Genomic DNA, 15337 nt, shown 5'->3' on the forward strand with positions numbered 1-15337 from the left:
GAGCGGCCGGTAAGAAGAGGGAAAATCAGATGATAAAGAGTATGACAGGTTTCGGACGCTGTGAGGTATCCGAGGCAGAACGCAAGTTTACGGTAGAAATGAAAGGAGTCAATCATCGTTATCTGGACGTGGGAATCCGGATGCCGAAAAAGCTGAACTTCTTCGAGACATCGATCCGCAACTTATTGAAGAAATATATCCAGCGCGGCAAGGTGGATCTGTTTATTACATATGAAGATATGTCAGAGGCTCAAGTTACTTTAAAATATAATCAGAAGCTGGCAAGTGAATATATGGACTATTTCAAAAAGATGGAAGAGGATTTTCATCTGGACAATGACATCCGTGTATCTACACTTTCCAGATGTCCGGAAGTGCTCACAATGGAAGAACAGGTCGTGGATGAAGAGGAGCTCTGGAACGGACTTTCCAAGGCGCTGGAGGGAGCCTGCAGACAGTTTGTTGAGACGAGAACGGCAGAGGGCGAGAATCTGAAGAAGGATATCATCGCAAAACTGGACGGTATGCTGGAGACGGTGGCATGCATCGAAGAACGTTCGCCGCAGATCGTGGCGGAATACCGTGAGAAGCTGGAGACGAAGGTGAAGGAGCTTCTCGCAGATACACAGATGGATGAGGGGAGAATCGCGGCAGAGGTCGTGATCTTTGCGGATAAAATCTGTACGGATGAAGAAGTAGTCCGCCTGAAGAGCCATATCAAGCATATGAAAGAAACGCTGGAATCTGCAGATGGAATCGGACGCAAGCTGGATTTCATTGCCCAGGAGATGAACCGGGAGGCAAATACCATACTTTCCAAGGCAAATGACCTGGAAGTTTCCAATCATGCCATTGATCTGAAGACTGAGATTGAGAAGGTTCGGGAACAGATTCAGAATATTGAATAAAAGCTTTGAAAAATCTTCGGTTTTATGGTAAAATAAATATTTGCTTATATAGAAAATGGCAGGAGAGCTGATTATGAGTAAAAAAAAGGGAATACTTATTGTAGTTTCCGGCTTTTCCGGTGCCGGAAAAGGAACGCTGATGAAGAGACTGCTGGAAGATTATGATGATTATGCACTTTCTGTTTCGGCAACTACCAGAAGTCCCCGTCCGGGAGAAGAAGACGGAAGAGAATATTTTTTCAAGTCCGTTGAGGAATTTGAAAAAATGATTGCACAGGATGAGTTGATCGAGTATGCTAAATATGTTAACAACTACTATGGTACGCCGAAAGAATATGTGATGCAGCAGCTTGAAGAAGGGAAAGATGTGATCCTTGAGATCGAGATCCAGGGAGCACTGAAGGTTAAGGAAAAGTATCCGGACACCCTGCTTCTGTTCGTCACACCGCCGGGAGCCAGGGAATTGAAAGAGCGTCTGGTTGGAAGAGGTACGGAGACCATGGAAGTGATCGAAAGCCGGATGAAGCGTGCGGTGGAGGAGTCGGAAGGCATGGATCAGTACGATTACCTGGTCATCAATGATGACCTTGACACCTGCGTGAAGGAAATGCACCGGATCATCCGTGCGGAACATGATCGCGTATGCCGGAATGAAGAATTTATCAGCAGGATCAGAAAAGAACTGGAAGAATTATAAAGTTCGGGATGCAGATAAGATACGAAGAGAGACTGAAAGGAGCAGAATTTATGTTACATCCATCTTATAGCGATTTGATGAAAGTAGTAAACCAGGATGTGGAAGAGGGAGCAACCAAGATCGTTAACAGCCGTTATTCCATCGTGCTTGCCACTGCAAAGCGTGCAAGACAGCTGATCGACGGTGAGATGCCTCTTGTTGACACGAAGCCGGGCGAGAAGCCGCTTTCCATTGCAATCGATGAGCTGAACAACGCAAAGCTGAAGATCATTGCAGAGGATACGGAAGAGTAAAAAGAACGATGCAGCAAGTACGCCGGGGCGTACTTGAATCCCAAGGCAGAAGCAGGCGACTGTGTCTGCCTTGCTGAGCTTTATTTGGGAAGAGAATAAGGCGACAGGAGCTGCCTTTGGCGGCTTGAAAATTATTGATACGAGGAGAACATGCCATGAACATTTTATTTGTTTCACTGGGCTGCGATAAGAATCTGGTGGATACGGAAGTGATGCTGGGACTTCTGGCAAAGAAGGGGCATCAGATGATCGATGATGAGACGCAGGCGGATATTGTGATCGTTAATACCTGCTGTTTTATTCACGATGCCAAGGAAGAGAGTATTCAGACTATTCTGGAAATGGCTCAGCTTAAAGAGACGGCTGTCCTTAAGAAACTGATCGTGACAGGCTGTCTGGCACAACGTTATAAAGAGGAGATCCTGGAGGAAATCCCGGAAGTGGATGCGGTGCTCGGAACCACATCCTACGATGAGATCGCGGAAGTGATCGACGGACTGTTCAGTGACAGCCCGATGGAACGGGCGGATGCCAGAATGATCATGAAGGATGTGGATTATCTTCCCGAGACGCAAAAGGGAAGGTTGGTTACGACCGGCGGACATTTTGCCTATCTGAAGATCGCGGAAGGGTGCGATAAGCATTGCACGTACTGTATCATTCCGAAGATCCGCGGAAATTTCCGCAGTGTACCGATGGAGGAACTGATCGATGAGGCAAAAGAGCTTGCCGATCAGGGGGTTAAAGAACTGATTCTGGTAGCCCAGGAGACCACCCTTTACGGCAAAGACATTTACGGAGAGAAGTCGCTCCCGCGTCTTTTGAAAGCGCTCTGTAAGATTCAGGGACTTCGGTGGATTCGCATTCTCTACTGTTATCCGGAGGAAATCACGGATGAGCTGATCCAGGTAATCAAGGAAGAACCCAAGATCTGCCATTATCTGGATCTTCCGATCCAGCATGCAAGCGATGCAATCCTGAAGCGGATGGGAAGAAAAACATCGAAGGAACAGCTCATTTCCATTATCGGAAAACTTCGGGAAGAGATTCCGGACATCACTCTTCGGACAACGTTGATTACGGGATTCCCGGGAGAGACGGACGAACAGCATGAAGAGCTGATGGATTTTGTGGATCAGATGGAATTCGAACGCCTGGGTGTCTTTACTTACTCACCGGAGGAGGATACGCCGGCAGCCGAGATGCCGGATCAGATTTCAGAAGAAATCAAGCAGGATCGTCAGGCTGAACTGATGGAGCTTCAGCAGGACATCGTGTTCGATCGGAATGAAGATCTGATCGGAGAAGAAATGCTCGTCATGATTGAGGGAAAGGTAGCCGATGAGAACGCGTATGTGGGAAGAACCTACCGCGATGCGCCGAACGTGGACGGACTGATCTTTGTAAATACAGATGAGGAACTGGTTTCCGGGGATTTCGCGAAAGTGAAAGTGACCGGGGCTATGGATTATGATTTGATAGGAGAATTATTATGAATTTACCAAATAAACTGACTGTACTTCGTGTGGTTATGATTCCGTTTTTTGTGGCATTTTTGCTGTTTGACATCACAGGCGCGGCAGATAAATGGATCGCACTTGCCATTTTCTGTGCGGCCAGCCTGACAGATATGCTGGATGGAAAGATCGCGAGAAAATACAATCTGGTGACGAATTTCGGAAAGTTTATGGATCCGCTTGCAGATAAGCTTCTGGTGTGTACCGCGATGATCTGTCTGGTTTCCATGGACAAGTTGAACGTGATCGTCGTTCTGGTTATTATTGCAAGAGAATTTATCATCAGCGGGTTCCGGCTGGTGGCTTCCGACAACGGAATCGTCATTGCGGCGAGTTACTGGGGCAAATTTAAAACGGTGTCCCAGATGGCGATGGTCATCGTGTTGATTATGGATCTGGGAGGCGTGTTCGAAATGATCGGCAATGTGCTTGTCTGGGTGGCACTGATTCTGACCGTTGTATCACTGGTGGATTATATAGCGAAGAACAAGCAGGTATTGACACAGGGAGGCATGTAACATGGTTGTGGAACTGATTTCCGTAGGAACTGAAATTTTACTTGGAAATATTGTAAATACGAATGCGGCTTACCTAGCAGAGAAATGCGCTCTGCTAGGTTGTTCTTTATATCATCAGACGGTGGTGGGCGATAATGAGGAGCGTATGGAGGACGCGATACGTCAGGCACTTGACCGCTCGGATATCGTGATCCTGACAGGGGGACTTGGACCTACGAAGGATGATTTGACGAAAGAAGTGACTGCACGTGTATTCGGAAGAGAACTGTATCTGGATGAGCATTCTAAAGAGCGGATCGAAGCGTATTTCGGTCGGATAGGGAGCAGCCGGATTACGGAGAACAACTGGAAACAGGCGTTGGTTCCGGAAGGCGCGATCGTGATCGATAACCATAACGGCACCGCTCCTGGACTGATCATTGAAGATCCGGAAAAGGGAAAGACAGCGATTCTGATTCCGGGACCACCGAATGAGATGAAACCCATGTTCGAACAGGACATTGCTTCGTACCTGAATAAACTGCAGCCGGAAGGAATTTATTCTCATATGGTGAAAATATGTGGTATCGGAGAGAGCCGGGCCGAAACGATGGTGGCGGATCTCATGGACGCACAGACGAATCCGACGCTGGCACCTTATGCAAAGACGGGAGAAGTTCATTTCCGGGTGACTGCGAAGGCGAAATCCGAGGAAGAGGCAGAAGAGCTCATGAAGCCGATGATCGAGGAAATGTATCGACGCTTCGGCGATGCGGTGTATACGATCAATGAGCAGGAGACACTGGAAGAGAATCTTGTGGCACTTTTGAAAGAAAAGGGCATGACACTTTCGACCGCAGAATCCTGTACCGGGGGCAAGCTGGCCGGACGGCTTCTGAATGCGGCCGGAGCTTCTGAGGTGTTCAATGAAGGGTATATTACTTATGCAAATGCATCCAAGGAAAAGATTCTGGGTGTGAAGCATGAGACACTGGAAGAATTCGGCGCGGTAAGTGCACAGACAGCCGAAGAAATGGCGCGAGGTGCGGCAAAGGCAGCAGAGGCTGATGCGGCTCTGAGTGTGACCGGAATCGCGGGACCGGGCGGCGGGACCAAGGAAAAGCCGGTCGGACTGGTCTATATCGGATGTGCGGTGAACGGACGCGTGACGACCCGGGAATGTCATTTCACCGGAAACCGGGAGAAAAATCGGGATTATGCGGTTGTGCGGGCGCTTACACTTTTGAGGGAGGAATTGCTGGCGGCAGGACAGCAGCAGAAATAACATAAAGAGGTAAAGCGTATGATAATTAAAAGACTGGAAAATGAGGAAATACTGGAAGGACTGCATCTGGTATGGGATGTGTTTGCTGCTGATATTGCACCGACGTATTCGAGGGAAGGTGTAGAAGAATTTCAGAAATTTATTAAATATGAGAATTTTATGCCGAAGGTGCAGAGCGGACAACTGATTGTGTTCGGAGCAATGGAAGGACAGGAGCTCTGCGGAGTCGGTGCTGTGCAGACTGACGGGCACATTGCGCTTCTGTTTGTCGGGAAGAACTGGCAGAGACGGGGAATCGGAAGGCTGCTCTTTGTTGCCCTGCAGCAGTTCTGTATTGTGGCATTTGGAATAACGAAGATGACGGTTCATGCGGCGCCTCAGGCCGAAGGATTTTACAGGCGGCTTGGATTCCATGAAGTGGCTCCGGAGCAGGTGAAAAACCAAGTCCGTTACGTTCCGATGGAAAGAGCGATGAGTGCGGAAGAAATCCGGCTTCAGAAAAAAGCAAAACGCAGAGGAAAATTCCTGATGCTGGCTATCCTGGCTCTTGTGGTACTTCTGGGAATAGGTGTCGGAACGACAGCGTATAGAGTATTTACGATGGTTCAGGATGGAATTATGGATGGCGGAGGAATGAAAAATCCATTCCTAAGCGATGGGGGTCAAACGGATCAAACGGAGAAAGAGACGAAAAAAGAGACCGGGGAAGGAATTGATGGAATCGAATGTTACCAGGCGGAGAACCTGCCCTACACGATTACGGAGGAGTCTTATTCTTATGAATCCTCGAAAAGTGAGGGAAGCATCACATCCCAGTTCGATGTGAAGTATCCGCAGATCCAGGGGCTGGAAGGAGAACAGATTGCGAAGGTTAATGAGGAACTGAAAAACTGTGCGATGAGTACGGTCAATGCGCTGTATCTTAAGGCCAGCGATGATATGAAAGCGGCGGTGATGAAAGAAGACTCTCCGATCCTCGCAAGTAAGGTGACTTATCGTGTGACATACGCGGGAGAAGATTTTATCAGCGTAGTCTTCTCGGATGATTATTATGCAGGAAACAAAAATGCAAGATATCAGGATCTAAGAACGAGAAACATCCGCCTGTCAGACGGAAAAATCTATGAAACGAGTGAAATCATCAATGTAGATACGGAATTTATAAAAGAATGGAAGAAACGGATGAAAGAAGAAGCACCGAATTCGATCGTAGTAGATGCGCTGAAGACGTCACAGTATCGGAAAATCCTGAGCGGAGAGATCCTTGATAACCGTTATTATGACAATTTCTTCGTGGACAAGGACGGTATTGAAATCGGTATGACCTATCATTATCGGGATGATGAACAGCAGAAGGAAGAGCGTGGCTGGATCACCGCACCATTTACAATGGAGGAGATAAAAGCCTACAAAACAGACAGTGATTTTTGGAATCTTTGTACAAACTAATGATTGACGAATGTCGAAAATTATGCGAAAATAAAGACATATATGGGGTGTTAAAAATATGTCAAACACACTATAGGAAGAAATCATTTACATTTGAAAGGAGTTTTAACATGATTTATTCACATGAAGTAGAAATGATGTGTCCGGTAGCTCAGGGTGCAAATCACGGACCGGCTCCGATTCCGGAAGAAGCGAAATGGGTTAAAGCAAAAGAAGTAAAGGATATTTCTGGTCTGACACACGGAATTGGCTGGTGTGCACCGCAGCAGGGAGCATGCAAACTGACTTTGAATGTTAAAGATGGTATTATCCAGGAAGCATTGGTTGAGACGATCGGATGTTCAGGAATGACTCATTCCGCAGCTATGGCATCTGAAATTCTTCCGGGCAAGACAATTCTGGAAGCACTGAATACAGACCTTGTATGTGATGCTATCAATACAGCAATGAGAGAGTTATTCTTACAGATCGTTTACGGAAGAACTCAGAGTGCATTCTCTGAAGACGGACTTCCGATCGGCGCAGGTCTGGAAGACCTTGGTAAAGGACTTCGTTCTCAGGTTGGTACAATGTATGGAACACTTGCAAAAGGTCCTCGTTATCTTGAAATGGCAGAAGGATATGTTACAGGTATCGCACTGGACGAGCATGATGAGATCATCGGTTACAAATTCGTAAGCCTTGGCAAATTCACAGATTTCATCAAAGGCGGAGACGAACCAAACGTAGCATGGGAGAAAGCTCAGGGACAGTATGGTCGTGTAGCTGACGCTGTTAAGATCATCGACCCACGTAAAGCTTAATCATTAGTGTCGCCTTAAGAATTGGTGCCGCTTGTACATATCAGGTAACTTAAAATAAATCAGGAGGACAAGTAAATGGCTTTATTTGAATCATATGAAAGAAGAATTGATAAAATCAATGAAGTATTAAACAGCTATGGCATTGCTTCTTTGGAAGAAGCAGAAAAGATTACAAAGGATGCCGGACTTGATGTTTATAATCAGGTTAAGGCTATTCAGCCGATCTGTTTTGAAAATGCATGCTGGGCATATATCACAGGTGCAGCAATCGCAATTAAGAAAAATGTTGACACAGCAGCAGAAGCTGCAGCAGCAATCGGTGAAGGCCTTCAGGCTTTCTGTATCCCGGGTTCTGTAGCAGACCAGAGAAAAGTAGGTCTTGGACACGGTAACCTTGGAAAGATGCTTCTGGAAGAAGATACAGACTGCTTCGCATTCCTTGCTGGTCATGAATCATTCGCAGCAGCTGAAGGCGCAATCGGTATCGCTGAAAAAGCAAACAAAGTTCGTAAAAAACCGCTTCGTGTTATCCTGAACGGTCTCGGAAAAGACGCTGCAAAGATCATTTCCAGAATTAACGGATTCACATACGTTCAGACAGAATACGATTATTATACAGGAGAACTGAAAGAAGTTCAGAGAATCGCTTACTCTGACGGACTTCGTTCTAAAGTAAACTGCTACGGAGCAAACGATGTACGTGAAGGTGTTGCAATCATGCACAAAGAAGGCGTAGACGTTTCTATCACAGGTAACTCTACAAACCCGACACGTTTCCAGCATCCGGTTGCAGGTACATACAAGAAAGAATGTATCGAACAGGGCAAGAAATATTTCTCAGTTGCTTCAGGCGGCGGTACAGGACGTACCCTTCACCCGGACAACATGGCAGCAGGACCGGCTTCCTATGGTATGACGGATACACTCGGACGTATGCACTCTGACGCACAGTTCGCAGGATCTTCTTCCGTACCGGCTCATGTAGAAATGATGGGACTTATCGGTGCGGGAAATAACCCGATGGTTGGTATGACGGTAGCAGTTGCAGTTTCTATCGAAGAAGCTAAGAAGGCTGGAAGATTCTAATTGAAAAACCGCATATAATAAAGCTTTATGAAGTGCTAAGAGTTTTTTCTTAGCACTTCTTTTAATGTCAAAGTAAAAGAAATCACTCCACGAAGAAAGATTACTTTGTGAAGCGATTCCTTTTTTGAAAAGCAGAAGATTACAGAATGATTTGAATCCTGTAATTAACTGATTCTCCCATATACTTTTTTCACAGGCTGATATAATATTGCAATTGCAATAACCATAAATACAGCATTGATGACAGTTGCTGGAATTGAGATTACAGAGCCTGCAATTGCAGCTGCGAGTCCATTTCCGAGGATCATCATCTTTACAGTACCCATGACCAGCTCGATCAGAACATTCATACATCCGTAGATGACTGCACTGATAATTGCACCTGTGTATTCTTTTTTCTTATCGCCGTTCGCTTTTTCCTTAAGAGAAGCAAATATCACTCCGATGATCAGACATTTGACAACTGTTTCGATAAATACCTGAGGAACATCCTGCATATATCCATTTAGGATATCAAAGATGATAAGTCCAAGCGTTCCCGATACAGCGCCTTTTTTACCGTTCTGCAGAAGAACACCCATCACTACGAAAACATGACCAAAATGTACAAAGGGTGTGCCTATCGCTGCCCGGCAGCGGAATTCGAAATGCTTGTATTCCAAGGAATGTAATTGCAGCGAAAAATGCTGTGATAACTAATTCCTTTACTTTATTCGTAACCATTCTATATACCTCCCGGTTGATTTCCTTTATAAAATAATGAAAAATATTATACATGGAAAGTATATAAATAAGAATAGCCAATTTTATGTAATTTTTACAGTCCAGTTTTGGGTGACTGGGGGGCGTGTACATAGTCACCCGCTCAGGTTATTTCTGTCCGACTGAGATTGGTCATTTCTCTTTCAAAATACAATGATTTCTCCTTACATTACTACTTGACAAGCATATAATTAATGCTATAATAATTTAATTGTAAATAATTTAAAAACGAAATAAAAACCGATTCATAAAAAAGTGAAATGGAGGAAATTGAAATGGCACTGACTGATGATGAAAAGATGTGGGACACAATTGAAGAACATGGGGCACCATGTAAAGTAAACTTATTCTGCGATTCAAAAAAGACTTATACTGGTCCGGGTGAAGAATATGTTGATTTGTGGAGTATACAGGACAAGAAGATTCCGGTTGACTTGGAAGAAATCCGACGCGGTAAGGGAAATGTTCTCTGGGGAAGATTAAAAGATGGATTTGGATGGATCGATCTAAGAAATGTTCAGTTGGCTGAATAGATCTTCTTGATGTGAAAAAATAGGAAAATGAAATGTATCGGAGGAACTGAGGGATGATACTGGAAAAATTGGCAGGACCTCTTATTGGGGCAGTCATCGGATATTGTACAAACTATATTGCGGTAAAAATGCTGTTTTACCCTAAAAGAAATCAAAATCTGGGGACACAAACTTCCGTTTACCCCGGGAGCAATACCAAAAGGAAAACCGAGACTGGCAAAAGCAATTGGAAATATTGTGGCAAATACGCTTCTCACTGAGGAAGATCTGAAAAAGAAAATCTTGTCTGACGAAACCGAAAATGCAGTTGTGGAAAAAATAATGGATGGATTGTCGACAAATCTTCATACTTCTATTAACAGGATTTGCCCCGAAGAAGAATACACAAATGTGAAGGAAAAAGTCACAAACTTATTGACGGATCAGATTCTGGAATCAGTACAGAACATGAATCTGGAACATATAATTGTTGAAGAGGCAGGAAAAGCAGTAAAATCAAAGACAAAAGGGACTATGTTGGAAATGTTCCTGAACGATGAGATGCTAAATTCTCTGATTCAGCCGGTAGGAGGCGAAATTGTCAATTATATCCAGGTAAGCGGGGCGGATTACATTAAAGGTGAGATCAGCAGAAAACTGGCCGCACTGGAAGAAAAAAGCATTTTGGAATTGTGCGATAATCTGAATGTTTCACAGGATTCCGTGCGCGGGATGGTGTCGTCACTGTACCAGACGGCGATAGAATCGGCAGCAGGAAATCTGGTCAGCAATTTGAATATTGCCGGAATTATTGAAGAGAAAGTCAGTGAAATGAGTATTGACGATTTGGAGAAGATGGTGCTTTCTGTTATGAAGAAAGAACTGGATACGATCGTAAATCTTGGGGCGCTGGTAGGTGCGATTCTGGGGATGTTGAATATATTGATTTAGTGAAATGGATGGGAAGAAGTACTTTGAAGTGGAGTACTTCTTCTTTTGTGCATTTTGGGGTACCCGTCCCTCAAAAGGATTATAATATTTTTGCAATTACCTATTGACTTTGACGCAGCGTCAAGCAGTATCCTTTATACCGGAGGTGAAAAGCGTGGAATACAGTATCAGAGAGTTGTCGCAGATGGCGGGAGTCAGTGCACGGACTTTACGTTATTATGACGAAATCGGGCTTCTGAAACCCCTTTATGTAACTGAGGCGGGATACCGTTATTATGGGGAAAAGGAAGTCGATATCCTGCAACAGATTCTATTTTACAGAGAAAGGAAATTTGACCTGAAGAGTATTAAAAAGATGCTCTGCGAGGATGATTTTGATCGGATGCGGGCACTGGAAGAACACCTCGCAGAGCTGGAAAAACAGCGTGACCGTCTGGAATCGCTGATCGGTACAGTGAAACAGACAATATCGGCAATGAAAGGAGAATGGGTGATGAGTGATCCGGAAAAATTCCAGGCATTTAAAGAAAAAATGGTTCGGGAAAATGAAGAACAATATGGCAGGGAAGTGCGTGAAAAATATGGAGATGAGGAAGTGGATGCCTCCAACAGAAATATGTTGAATATGACGGAAAATGAATGGGAACATTTTCAGAAACTGGAAAGAGAAATCAGAGAAAGTCTTCAGGATTGTGTGAGGAAAGGTGTCAGAGCGGACAGCGAGGAAGCGAAGCACATTGTGGAACTGCATAAAGGATGGCTTATGTCAACGTGGAAGAGTTATTCGGCTGAAGCGCACAAAGGTGTAGCTGGCATGTATGTGGCGGACGAGAGATTCCGGCAGTATTATGATAAAGAGCAGACAGGATGCGCAGAATTCCTGAAAACGGCAATAGAATTTTGGGCGGATCGAATGTAAAAGATAAGGTGGCTGGATATTCAGCCACCTTATTTTTTTATTACTTGCAAATATACTTCATCAGTGGTAGGCTATCTTTCTTCAAATCATTTTAACAGTATGAATCTCTGTAATAAAAGAATGTCAAAAGTATATCTATTTCAATTATCACAATTCTCAACCTTTGTCATATGTTAAAAGAGAAAGGATTTTTGTGATGAATAATCAAAACTGCTGTAAAGACCAGAAACATGAATTTCAGGCTGCAACGTTGATTGACAGTCCGATTGATTTTAAATGTAGATAAGTGACTGGGGGACGGGTGACCTCACCCGTCCCCCATTATTATCGAATTTTATCGTCTTGCATCGAATTTTGTCGCAAACCCTGAATATTACGAAAAAGGATGTATACTTGGTTAGAGTAAACTTACGAGGGGGGATGCCATGTGAAAGCGATAAAGAATAAAGATAAGGACTGTCATAACAGAACAACAAGGGTCGGAATCAAAGAGATTGCTGCGGAAGCAGGGGTGAGTCCGACGACGGTATCGAATGTCGCATTGGGAAAAACGGAACGAATTTCGGAGAAGACCGTGCAGAGGGTACAGAGACTTCTTGAAGAGAAAAAGTATGTTCCGAGTATGGGAAACAGGCTGCTTTCAGGCAAATATTCTTGTGTAGTCGGTGTCATGATAGGCAAAAATTTTAAAAATGCAGAAGCAGGAGAAGCTGCGCTGTGGATCCGGGAAGTAGAGAAGGAGATATACAGGTGTGGCTGCTATATGCTTCTGCATTTTGCTGTTTCGGAAGAAGAAATTCTGCGTCTGGCAATGATGTGGAAAATGGAAGGGATCATTCTGACCGGATTTGAAGGGAAAATGGAAGAGAGTGTCCGCAGCAGATGTGAGATACCTGTGATTTCGGCGAAGATTGGAAATGCAGTGGAGACGGAGCTGGAGGCTGGTGAATTAATGGGCAGATATGTTCTGAACTACGGACACAGGAGTGTCTGTTTTATGGACGATGAAAATGCCCATGCATACTGGCGGGGGATGAAGCGGGCATTTCAAAATGAAAAGGCTGCATCTGTCCAGGTTAAATATCTCCAACTGCCGTCTGATAGGGACAACAGGATTGATTTTTATAAAAAGAACCTTGCCAGGGAGGCATTTGAGGAAAAACTGCTGGTTTTCGCAAATGAGTATCATGCGGCGGAAGCGATGGGATATCTAGGGGATATGGGGATTTTGGTGCCTGGGGATGTGTCTGTGGCAAGTTTTGGAGATGATATTTTTGCGCCGCTCATGAGACCTGGGCTTACGGTTGTGAAGATGAATCCTCTGCAGAGTGCAGTGAAAACAGTGGAAATGCTATATGCTCTGATGCGTGATGAGACTGTAAATCCTGGGAAAGAGCGGATCGAACTTGTCCTTCGGGATTCTGTGAAATAACGATGGATCAGGGATTGTTTACTTATAGAATCTATCTATTAAGATATTGAATTTATCGATTTGACGAATGAATTTCAGAAGCATACACTGGATATAAAGCGTAAAATAAAATGCGTAAAAACTTAAGAAAAAGTTGGAGGGAAGCATGTATCAAGTAGGAATTGATATTGGGTCCAGTGCGGCAAAAGCAGTTGTGATGAATGAAGGAGAAGTTGTCAGAACACTTTTGTTGAACACAGGATTCAACAGCAGAAAAACGGCAGAAGAAATTTACGAAACATTTAAAAATGAGGGGATTACCAAGGAAAATGCCAGATATGTGGCAACCGGATATGGAAGAATTTCGGTTCCTTATGCAGACGATGTGATTACCGAGATTACCTGTCATGGAAAAGGGGCAGCATTTTTGTTCCATGAAGACGGTACTGTTATTGATATCGGAGGTCAGGATACGAAAGGGATTTCCCTGAAAAAAGGAAGAGTCATGAAGTTTATTATGAATGATAAATGCTCAGCGGGAACCGGAAAGTTTCTGGAGGTCATGACAAACAGACTGGGGCTCACACAGAATGAGCTTTCCGAACTCGCGCGCAAGGGGAATCCGATCACGATCAGCTCTATGTGCACCGTGTTTGCAGAGTCAGAAGTAATCAGTCTGATCGGAAAAGGCACGCCAAGAGAAGACATTGCATATGGCGTGATCGAGTCGGTTGTGACGAAAGTGGTCCAGCTGATTTCTCAGGTTCCGGCTGAACAGTATTTTCTGACAGGCGGTCTTTGCGAAGACGAATATATCATCGAACGACTGGTGAAAGCGCTTGGAGCACCGGTTTCAAGTGCACCGCTTGCACGTTATGCAGGTGCAGTCGGGGCAGCTTTGATGGCGGAATAAATGGCACATCAAACGGAATAATGAAAGACAAAGGAGAACAAGAATAAATGGAAGCATTTGAATTACCGAAAACATTTGACGAATTTGTTGACGCGCGGAAAGCCGGGTTTTTGAAGGTAAAAGAATTCAAGGAAAATGGGGGGAAACTGGCAGGTTGTCTCTGCTCCTACACGCCTTCCGAACTGATGGATGCAGCCGGTGTCGCAACGGTGGGACTTTGCGGTACAAGTAACGAGACGATTGCGGATGCTGAGAAGGTTCTTCCGAAGAATCTTTGCCCGCTGATTAAAAGTACCTATGGGTTTGCATACTCACAGAAATGTCCGTATACTTATTTTGCAGATATGATCATTGGCGAGACGACCTGTGATGGTAAAAAGAAGATGTATGAGCTTCTGAATGAACTCAAAGAAACGTATGTGCTCCATCTTCCGCAGAGTCAGGAACGCGCCTATGCAAATAAGATCTGGTGCGAAGAGCTTCGGCTTCTGAAAGAACGCCTGGAAGAGAAGTTTGATGTGGAGATCACCGATGAAAAGCTGCGCGAGGCGGCTGCCAAGAGAAACCGGCTGAGAAAAGCGCTCTGCAGCATGTATGAACTGCAGGAAAGCTGCCCTCCGGCACTGAAAGGAACAGATATGATGCTTGCCCTTCAGCAGGGAACCTTTACATTTGATCTGGATCAGCAGATCGTAAATATTGAAGCCCTCGTTGAAAAAGCGAAAAAAGCGTATGAAGCAGGGGAACGTCCGGTCCCGGAAACAGCGAAACGAATCCTTCTCACCGGATGTCCGTCAGCCGGTGTCATTCAGAAAGTCGGAATGGTTATAGAGAATAACGGCGGAGTGCTTGTTTGTCTGGATGACTGCGGCGGAGAGCGTACAAACAAGCTGTTGGTTGATGTAGAGGCAGAAGACATTTTACAGGCAATCGCAGACCGCTATCTTGCAATCAATTGTTCTGTCATGACAACCAATTCAGGCAGACTGGAAAATACAAAGAAAATGATTGAAAAATATAAAGTAGACGGCGTGATCGAGGTCGTTCTTCAGGCTTGCCATACTTTTAATGTGGAAGCAGCTCAGATGGGCCGGATGGTAGAAGAACTGGGCATTCCTTATATGAAACTGGAGACAGACTATTCCACCACAGACAGCGGGCAGATTGAGACAAGAATTGCTGCATTTATTGAGATGCTTTAGAAGAAAGACAGGGGAAGAGACAGGGGGACACGGTGAAATTAACAAAATTTTGTTAAATAACCATTTCCCCACTAAATAACAATTTAAAAAATAAATTAAAATAAAAAAATTAAAAAAAAAAAAAAAAAAAAA

General features: G+C 44.5%; 16 protein-coding genes. 15 read left to right on the forward strand and 1 reads right to left on the reverse strand.

Annotated features, from left to right (window positions below; genetic code table 11):
• Positions 1 to 29: 29 nt before the first annotated feature.
• The 9 genes from ACTNB3_RS05415 to ACTNB3_RS05455 all read left to right on the forward strand — a co-directional run bounded on the left by ACTNB3_RS05415 (position 30) and on the right by ACTNB3_RS05455 (position 8535).
• Positions 30 to 908, forward strand: coding sequence for a YicC/YloC family endoribonuclease (locus ACTNB3_RS05415; RefSeq protein ID WP_427807175.1), 879 nt, complete (start codon positions 30 to 32; stop codon positions 906 to 908).
• Between the two features lie 73 nt (positions 909 to 981).
• Positions 982 to 1605, forward strand: coding sequence for a guanylate kinase (gene gmk, locus ACTNB3_RS05420; RefSeq protein WP_441024722.1), 624 nt, complete (start codon positions 982 to 984; stop codon positions 1603 to 1605).
• Positions 1606 to 1655: 50 nt separating this feature from the next.
• Positions 1656 to 1898 (forward strand): DNA-directed RNA polymerase subunit omega, encoded by a 243-nt coding sequence (gene rpoZ / locus ACTNB3_RS05425; RefSeq protein WP_427807177.1) that lies wholly within the window; start codon positions 1656 to 1658, stop codon positions 1896 to 1898.
• A 155-nt stretch (positions 1899 to 2053) separates the two neighbouring features.
• A complete protein-coding gene (gene rimO / locus ACTNB3_RS05430) occupies positions 2054 to 3394 on the forward strand; it encodes a 30S ribosomal protein S12 methylthiotransferase RimO (RefSeq protein WP_427807178.1) in 1341 nt (446 codons plus the stop codon).
• A complete protein-coding gene (gene pgsA / locus ACTNB3_RS05435; protein ID WP_427807179.1) occupies positions 3391 to 3933 on the forward strand; it encodes a CDP-diacylglycerol--glycerol-3-phosphate 3-phosphatidyltransferase in 543 nt (180 codons plus the stop codon). Before rimO ends, pgsA begins: the two co-directional genes overlap by 4 nt.
• Position 3934: 1 nt before the next feature.
• On the forward strand, positions 3935 to 5197 hold the full coding sequence (locus tag ACTNB3_RS05440; protein ID WP_441024723.1) for a competence/damage-inducible protein A: 1263 nt from the start codon (positions 3935 to 3937) through the stop codon (positions 5195 to 5197).
• A gap of 18 nt (positions 5198 to 5215) precedes the next feature.
• Entirely contained in the window at positions 5216 to 6646 is a 1431-nt protein-coding gene (locus ACTNB3_RS05445; RefSeq protein WP_427807181.1) for a GNAT family N-acetyltransferase, read from the forward strand.
• A 110-nt stretch (positions 6647 to 6756) separates the two neighbouring features.
• Positions 6757 to 7449, forward strand: a complete 693-nt coding sequence (locus tag ACTNB3_RS05450; RefSeq protein ID WP_427807182.1) for an iron-sulfur cluster assembly scaffold protein — start codon at positions 6757 to 6759, stop codon at positions 7447 to 7449.
• A 75-nt stretch (positions 7450 to 7524) separates the two neighbouring features.
• Positions 7525 to 8535: a GGGtGRT protein gene (locus ACTNB3_RS05455; RefSeq protein ID WP_427807183.1), complete on the forward strand. Its 1011-nt coding sequence runs from the start codon at positions 7525 to 7527 to the stop codon at positions 8533 to 8535.
• A gap of 164 nt (positions 8536 to 8699) precedes the next feature.
• Here the strand turns inward: ACTNB3_RS05455 and ACTNB3_RS05460 are convergent, their stop codons facing one another.
• Positions 8700 to 9197, reverse strand: coding sequence for an ECF transporter S component (locus ACTNB3_RS05460; protein ID WP_441024725.1), 498 nt, complete (start codon positions 9195 to 9197; stop codon positions 8700 to 8702).
• 375 nt (positions 9198 to 9572) lie between these two features.
• Here ACTNB3_RS05460 and ACTNB3_RS05465 point away from each other — a divergent pair, with 375 nt between their 5' ends.
• The 6 genes from ACTNB3_RS05465 (at position 9573) to ACTNB3_RS05490 (ending at position 15205) form a co-directional block, all read left to right on the forward strand.
• A complete protein-coding gene (locus ACTNB3_RS05465) occupies positions 9573 to 9830 on the forward strand; it encodes a hypothetical protein (RefSeq protein WP_441017743.1) in 258 nt (85 codons plus the stop codon).
• A gap of 156 nt (positions 9831 to 9986) precedes the next feature.
• Entirely contained in the window at positions 9987 to 10760 is a 774-nt protein-coding gene (locus tag ACTNB3_RS05470; RefSeq protein ID WP_441024732.1) for a DUF445 domain-containing protein, read from the forward strand.
• A 154-nt stretch (positions 10761 to 10914) separates the two neighbouring features.
• A complete protein-coding gene (locus tag ACTNB3_RS05475) occupies positions 10915 to 11679 on the forward strand; it encodes a MerR family transcriptional regulator (RefSeq protein WP_441024726.1) in 765 nt (254 codons plus the stop codon).
• 427 nt (positions 11680 to 12106) lie between these two features.
• Entirely contained in the window at positions 12107 to 13111 is a 1005-nt protein-coding gene (locus ACTNB3_RS05480) for a LacI family DNA-binding transcriptional regulator (RefSeq protein WP_441024728.1), read from the forward strand.
• A gap of 145 nt (positions 13112 to 13256) precedes the next feature.
• A complete protein-coding gene (locus tag ACTNB3_RS05485; protein WP_427807189.1) occupies positions 13257 to 14003 on the forward strand; it encodes an acyl-CoA dehydratase activase in 747 nt (248 codons plus the stop codon).
• Positions 14004 to 14050: 47 nt separating this feature from the next.
• Entirely contained in the window at positions 14051 to 15205 is a 1155-nt protein-coding gene (locus ACTNB3_RS05490) for a double-cubane-cluster-containing anaerobic reductase (protein WP_427807190.1), read from the forward strand.
• Positions 15206 to 15337: the final 132 nt, after the last annotated feature.

It is taken from the genome of Bariatricus sp. HCP28S3_D3 (assembly GCF_052065755.1).
In the GTDB taxonomy this organism is placed as follows: Bacteria; Bacillota; Clostridia; order Lachnospirales; family Lachnospiraceae; genus Allocoprococcus.

Bases quoted from the DNA above. Each gene is read 5' to 3' on its own strand.
- ACTNB3_RS05415 (WP_427807175.1), top strand. From the start codon at position 30: ATGATAAAGAGTATGACAGGTTTCGGACGCTGTGAGGTATCCGAGGCA.
- gmk (WP_441024722.1), top strand. From the start codon at position 982: ATGAGTAAAAAAAAGGGAATACTTATTGTAGTTTCCGGCTTTTCCGGT.
- rpoZ (WP_427807177.1), top strand. From the start codon at position 1,656: ATGTTACATCCATCTTATAGCGATTTGATGAAAGTAGTAAACCAGGAT.
- rimO (WP_427807178.1), top strand. From the start codon at position 2,054: ATGAACATTTTATTTGTTTCACTGGGCTGCGATAAGAATCTGGTGGAT.
- pgsA (WP_427807179.1), top strand. From the start codon at position 3,391: ATGAATTTACCAAATAAACTGACTGTACTTCGTGTGGTTATGATTCCG.
- ACTNB3_RS05440 (WP_441024723.1), top strand. From the start codon at position 3,935: ATGGTTGTGGAACTGATTTCCGTAGGAACTGAAATTTTACTTGGAAAT.
- ACTNB3_RS05445 (WP_427807181.1), top strand. From the start codon at position 5,216: ATGATAATTAAAAGACTGGAAAATGAGGAAATACTGGAAGGACTGCAT.
- ACTNB3_RS05450 (WP_427807182.1), top strand. From the start codon at position 6,757: ATGATTTATTCACATGAAGTAGAAATGATGTGTCCGGTAGCTCAGGGT.
- ACTNB3_RS05455 (WP_427807183.1), top strand. From the start codon at position 7,525: ATGGCTTTATTTGAATCATATGAAAGAAGAATTGATAAAATCAATGAA.
- ACTNB3_RS05465 (WP_441017743.1), top strand. From the start codon at position 9,573: ATGGCACTGACTGATGATGAAAAGATGTGGGACACAATTGAAGAACAT.
- ACTNB3_RS05485 (WP_427807189.1), top strand. From the start codon at position 13,257: ATGTATCAAGTAGGAATTGATATTGGGTCCAGTGCGGCAAAAGCAGTT.
- ACTNB3_RS05490 (WP_427807190.1), top strand. From the start codon at position 14,051: ATGGAAGCATTTGAATTACCGAAAACATTTGACGAATTTGTTGACGCG.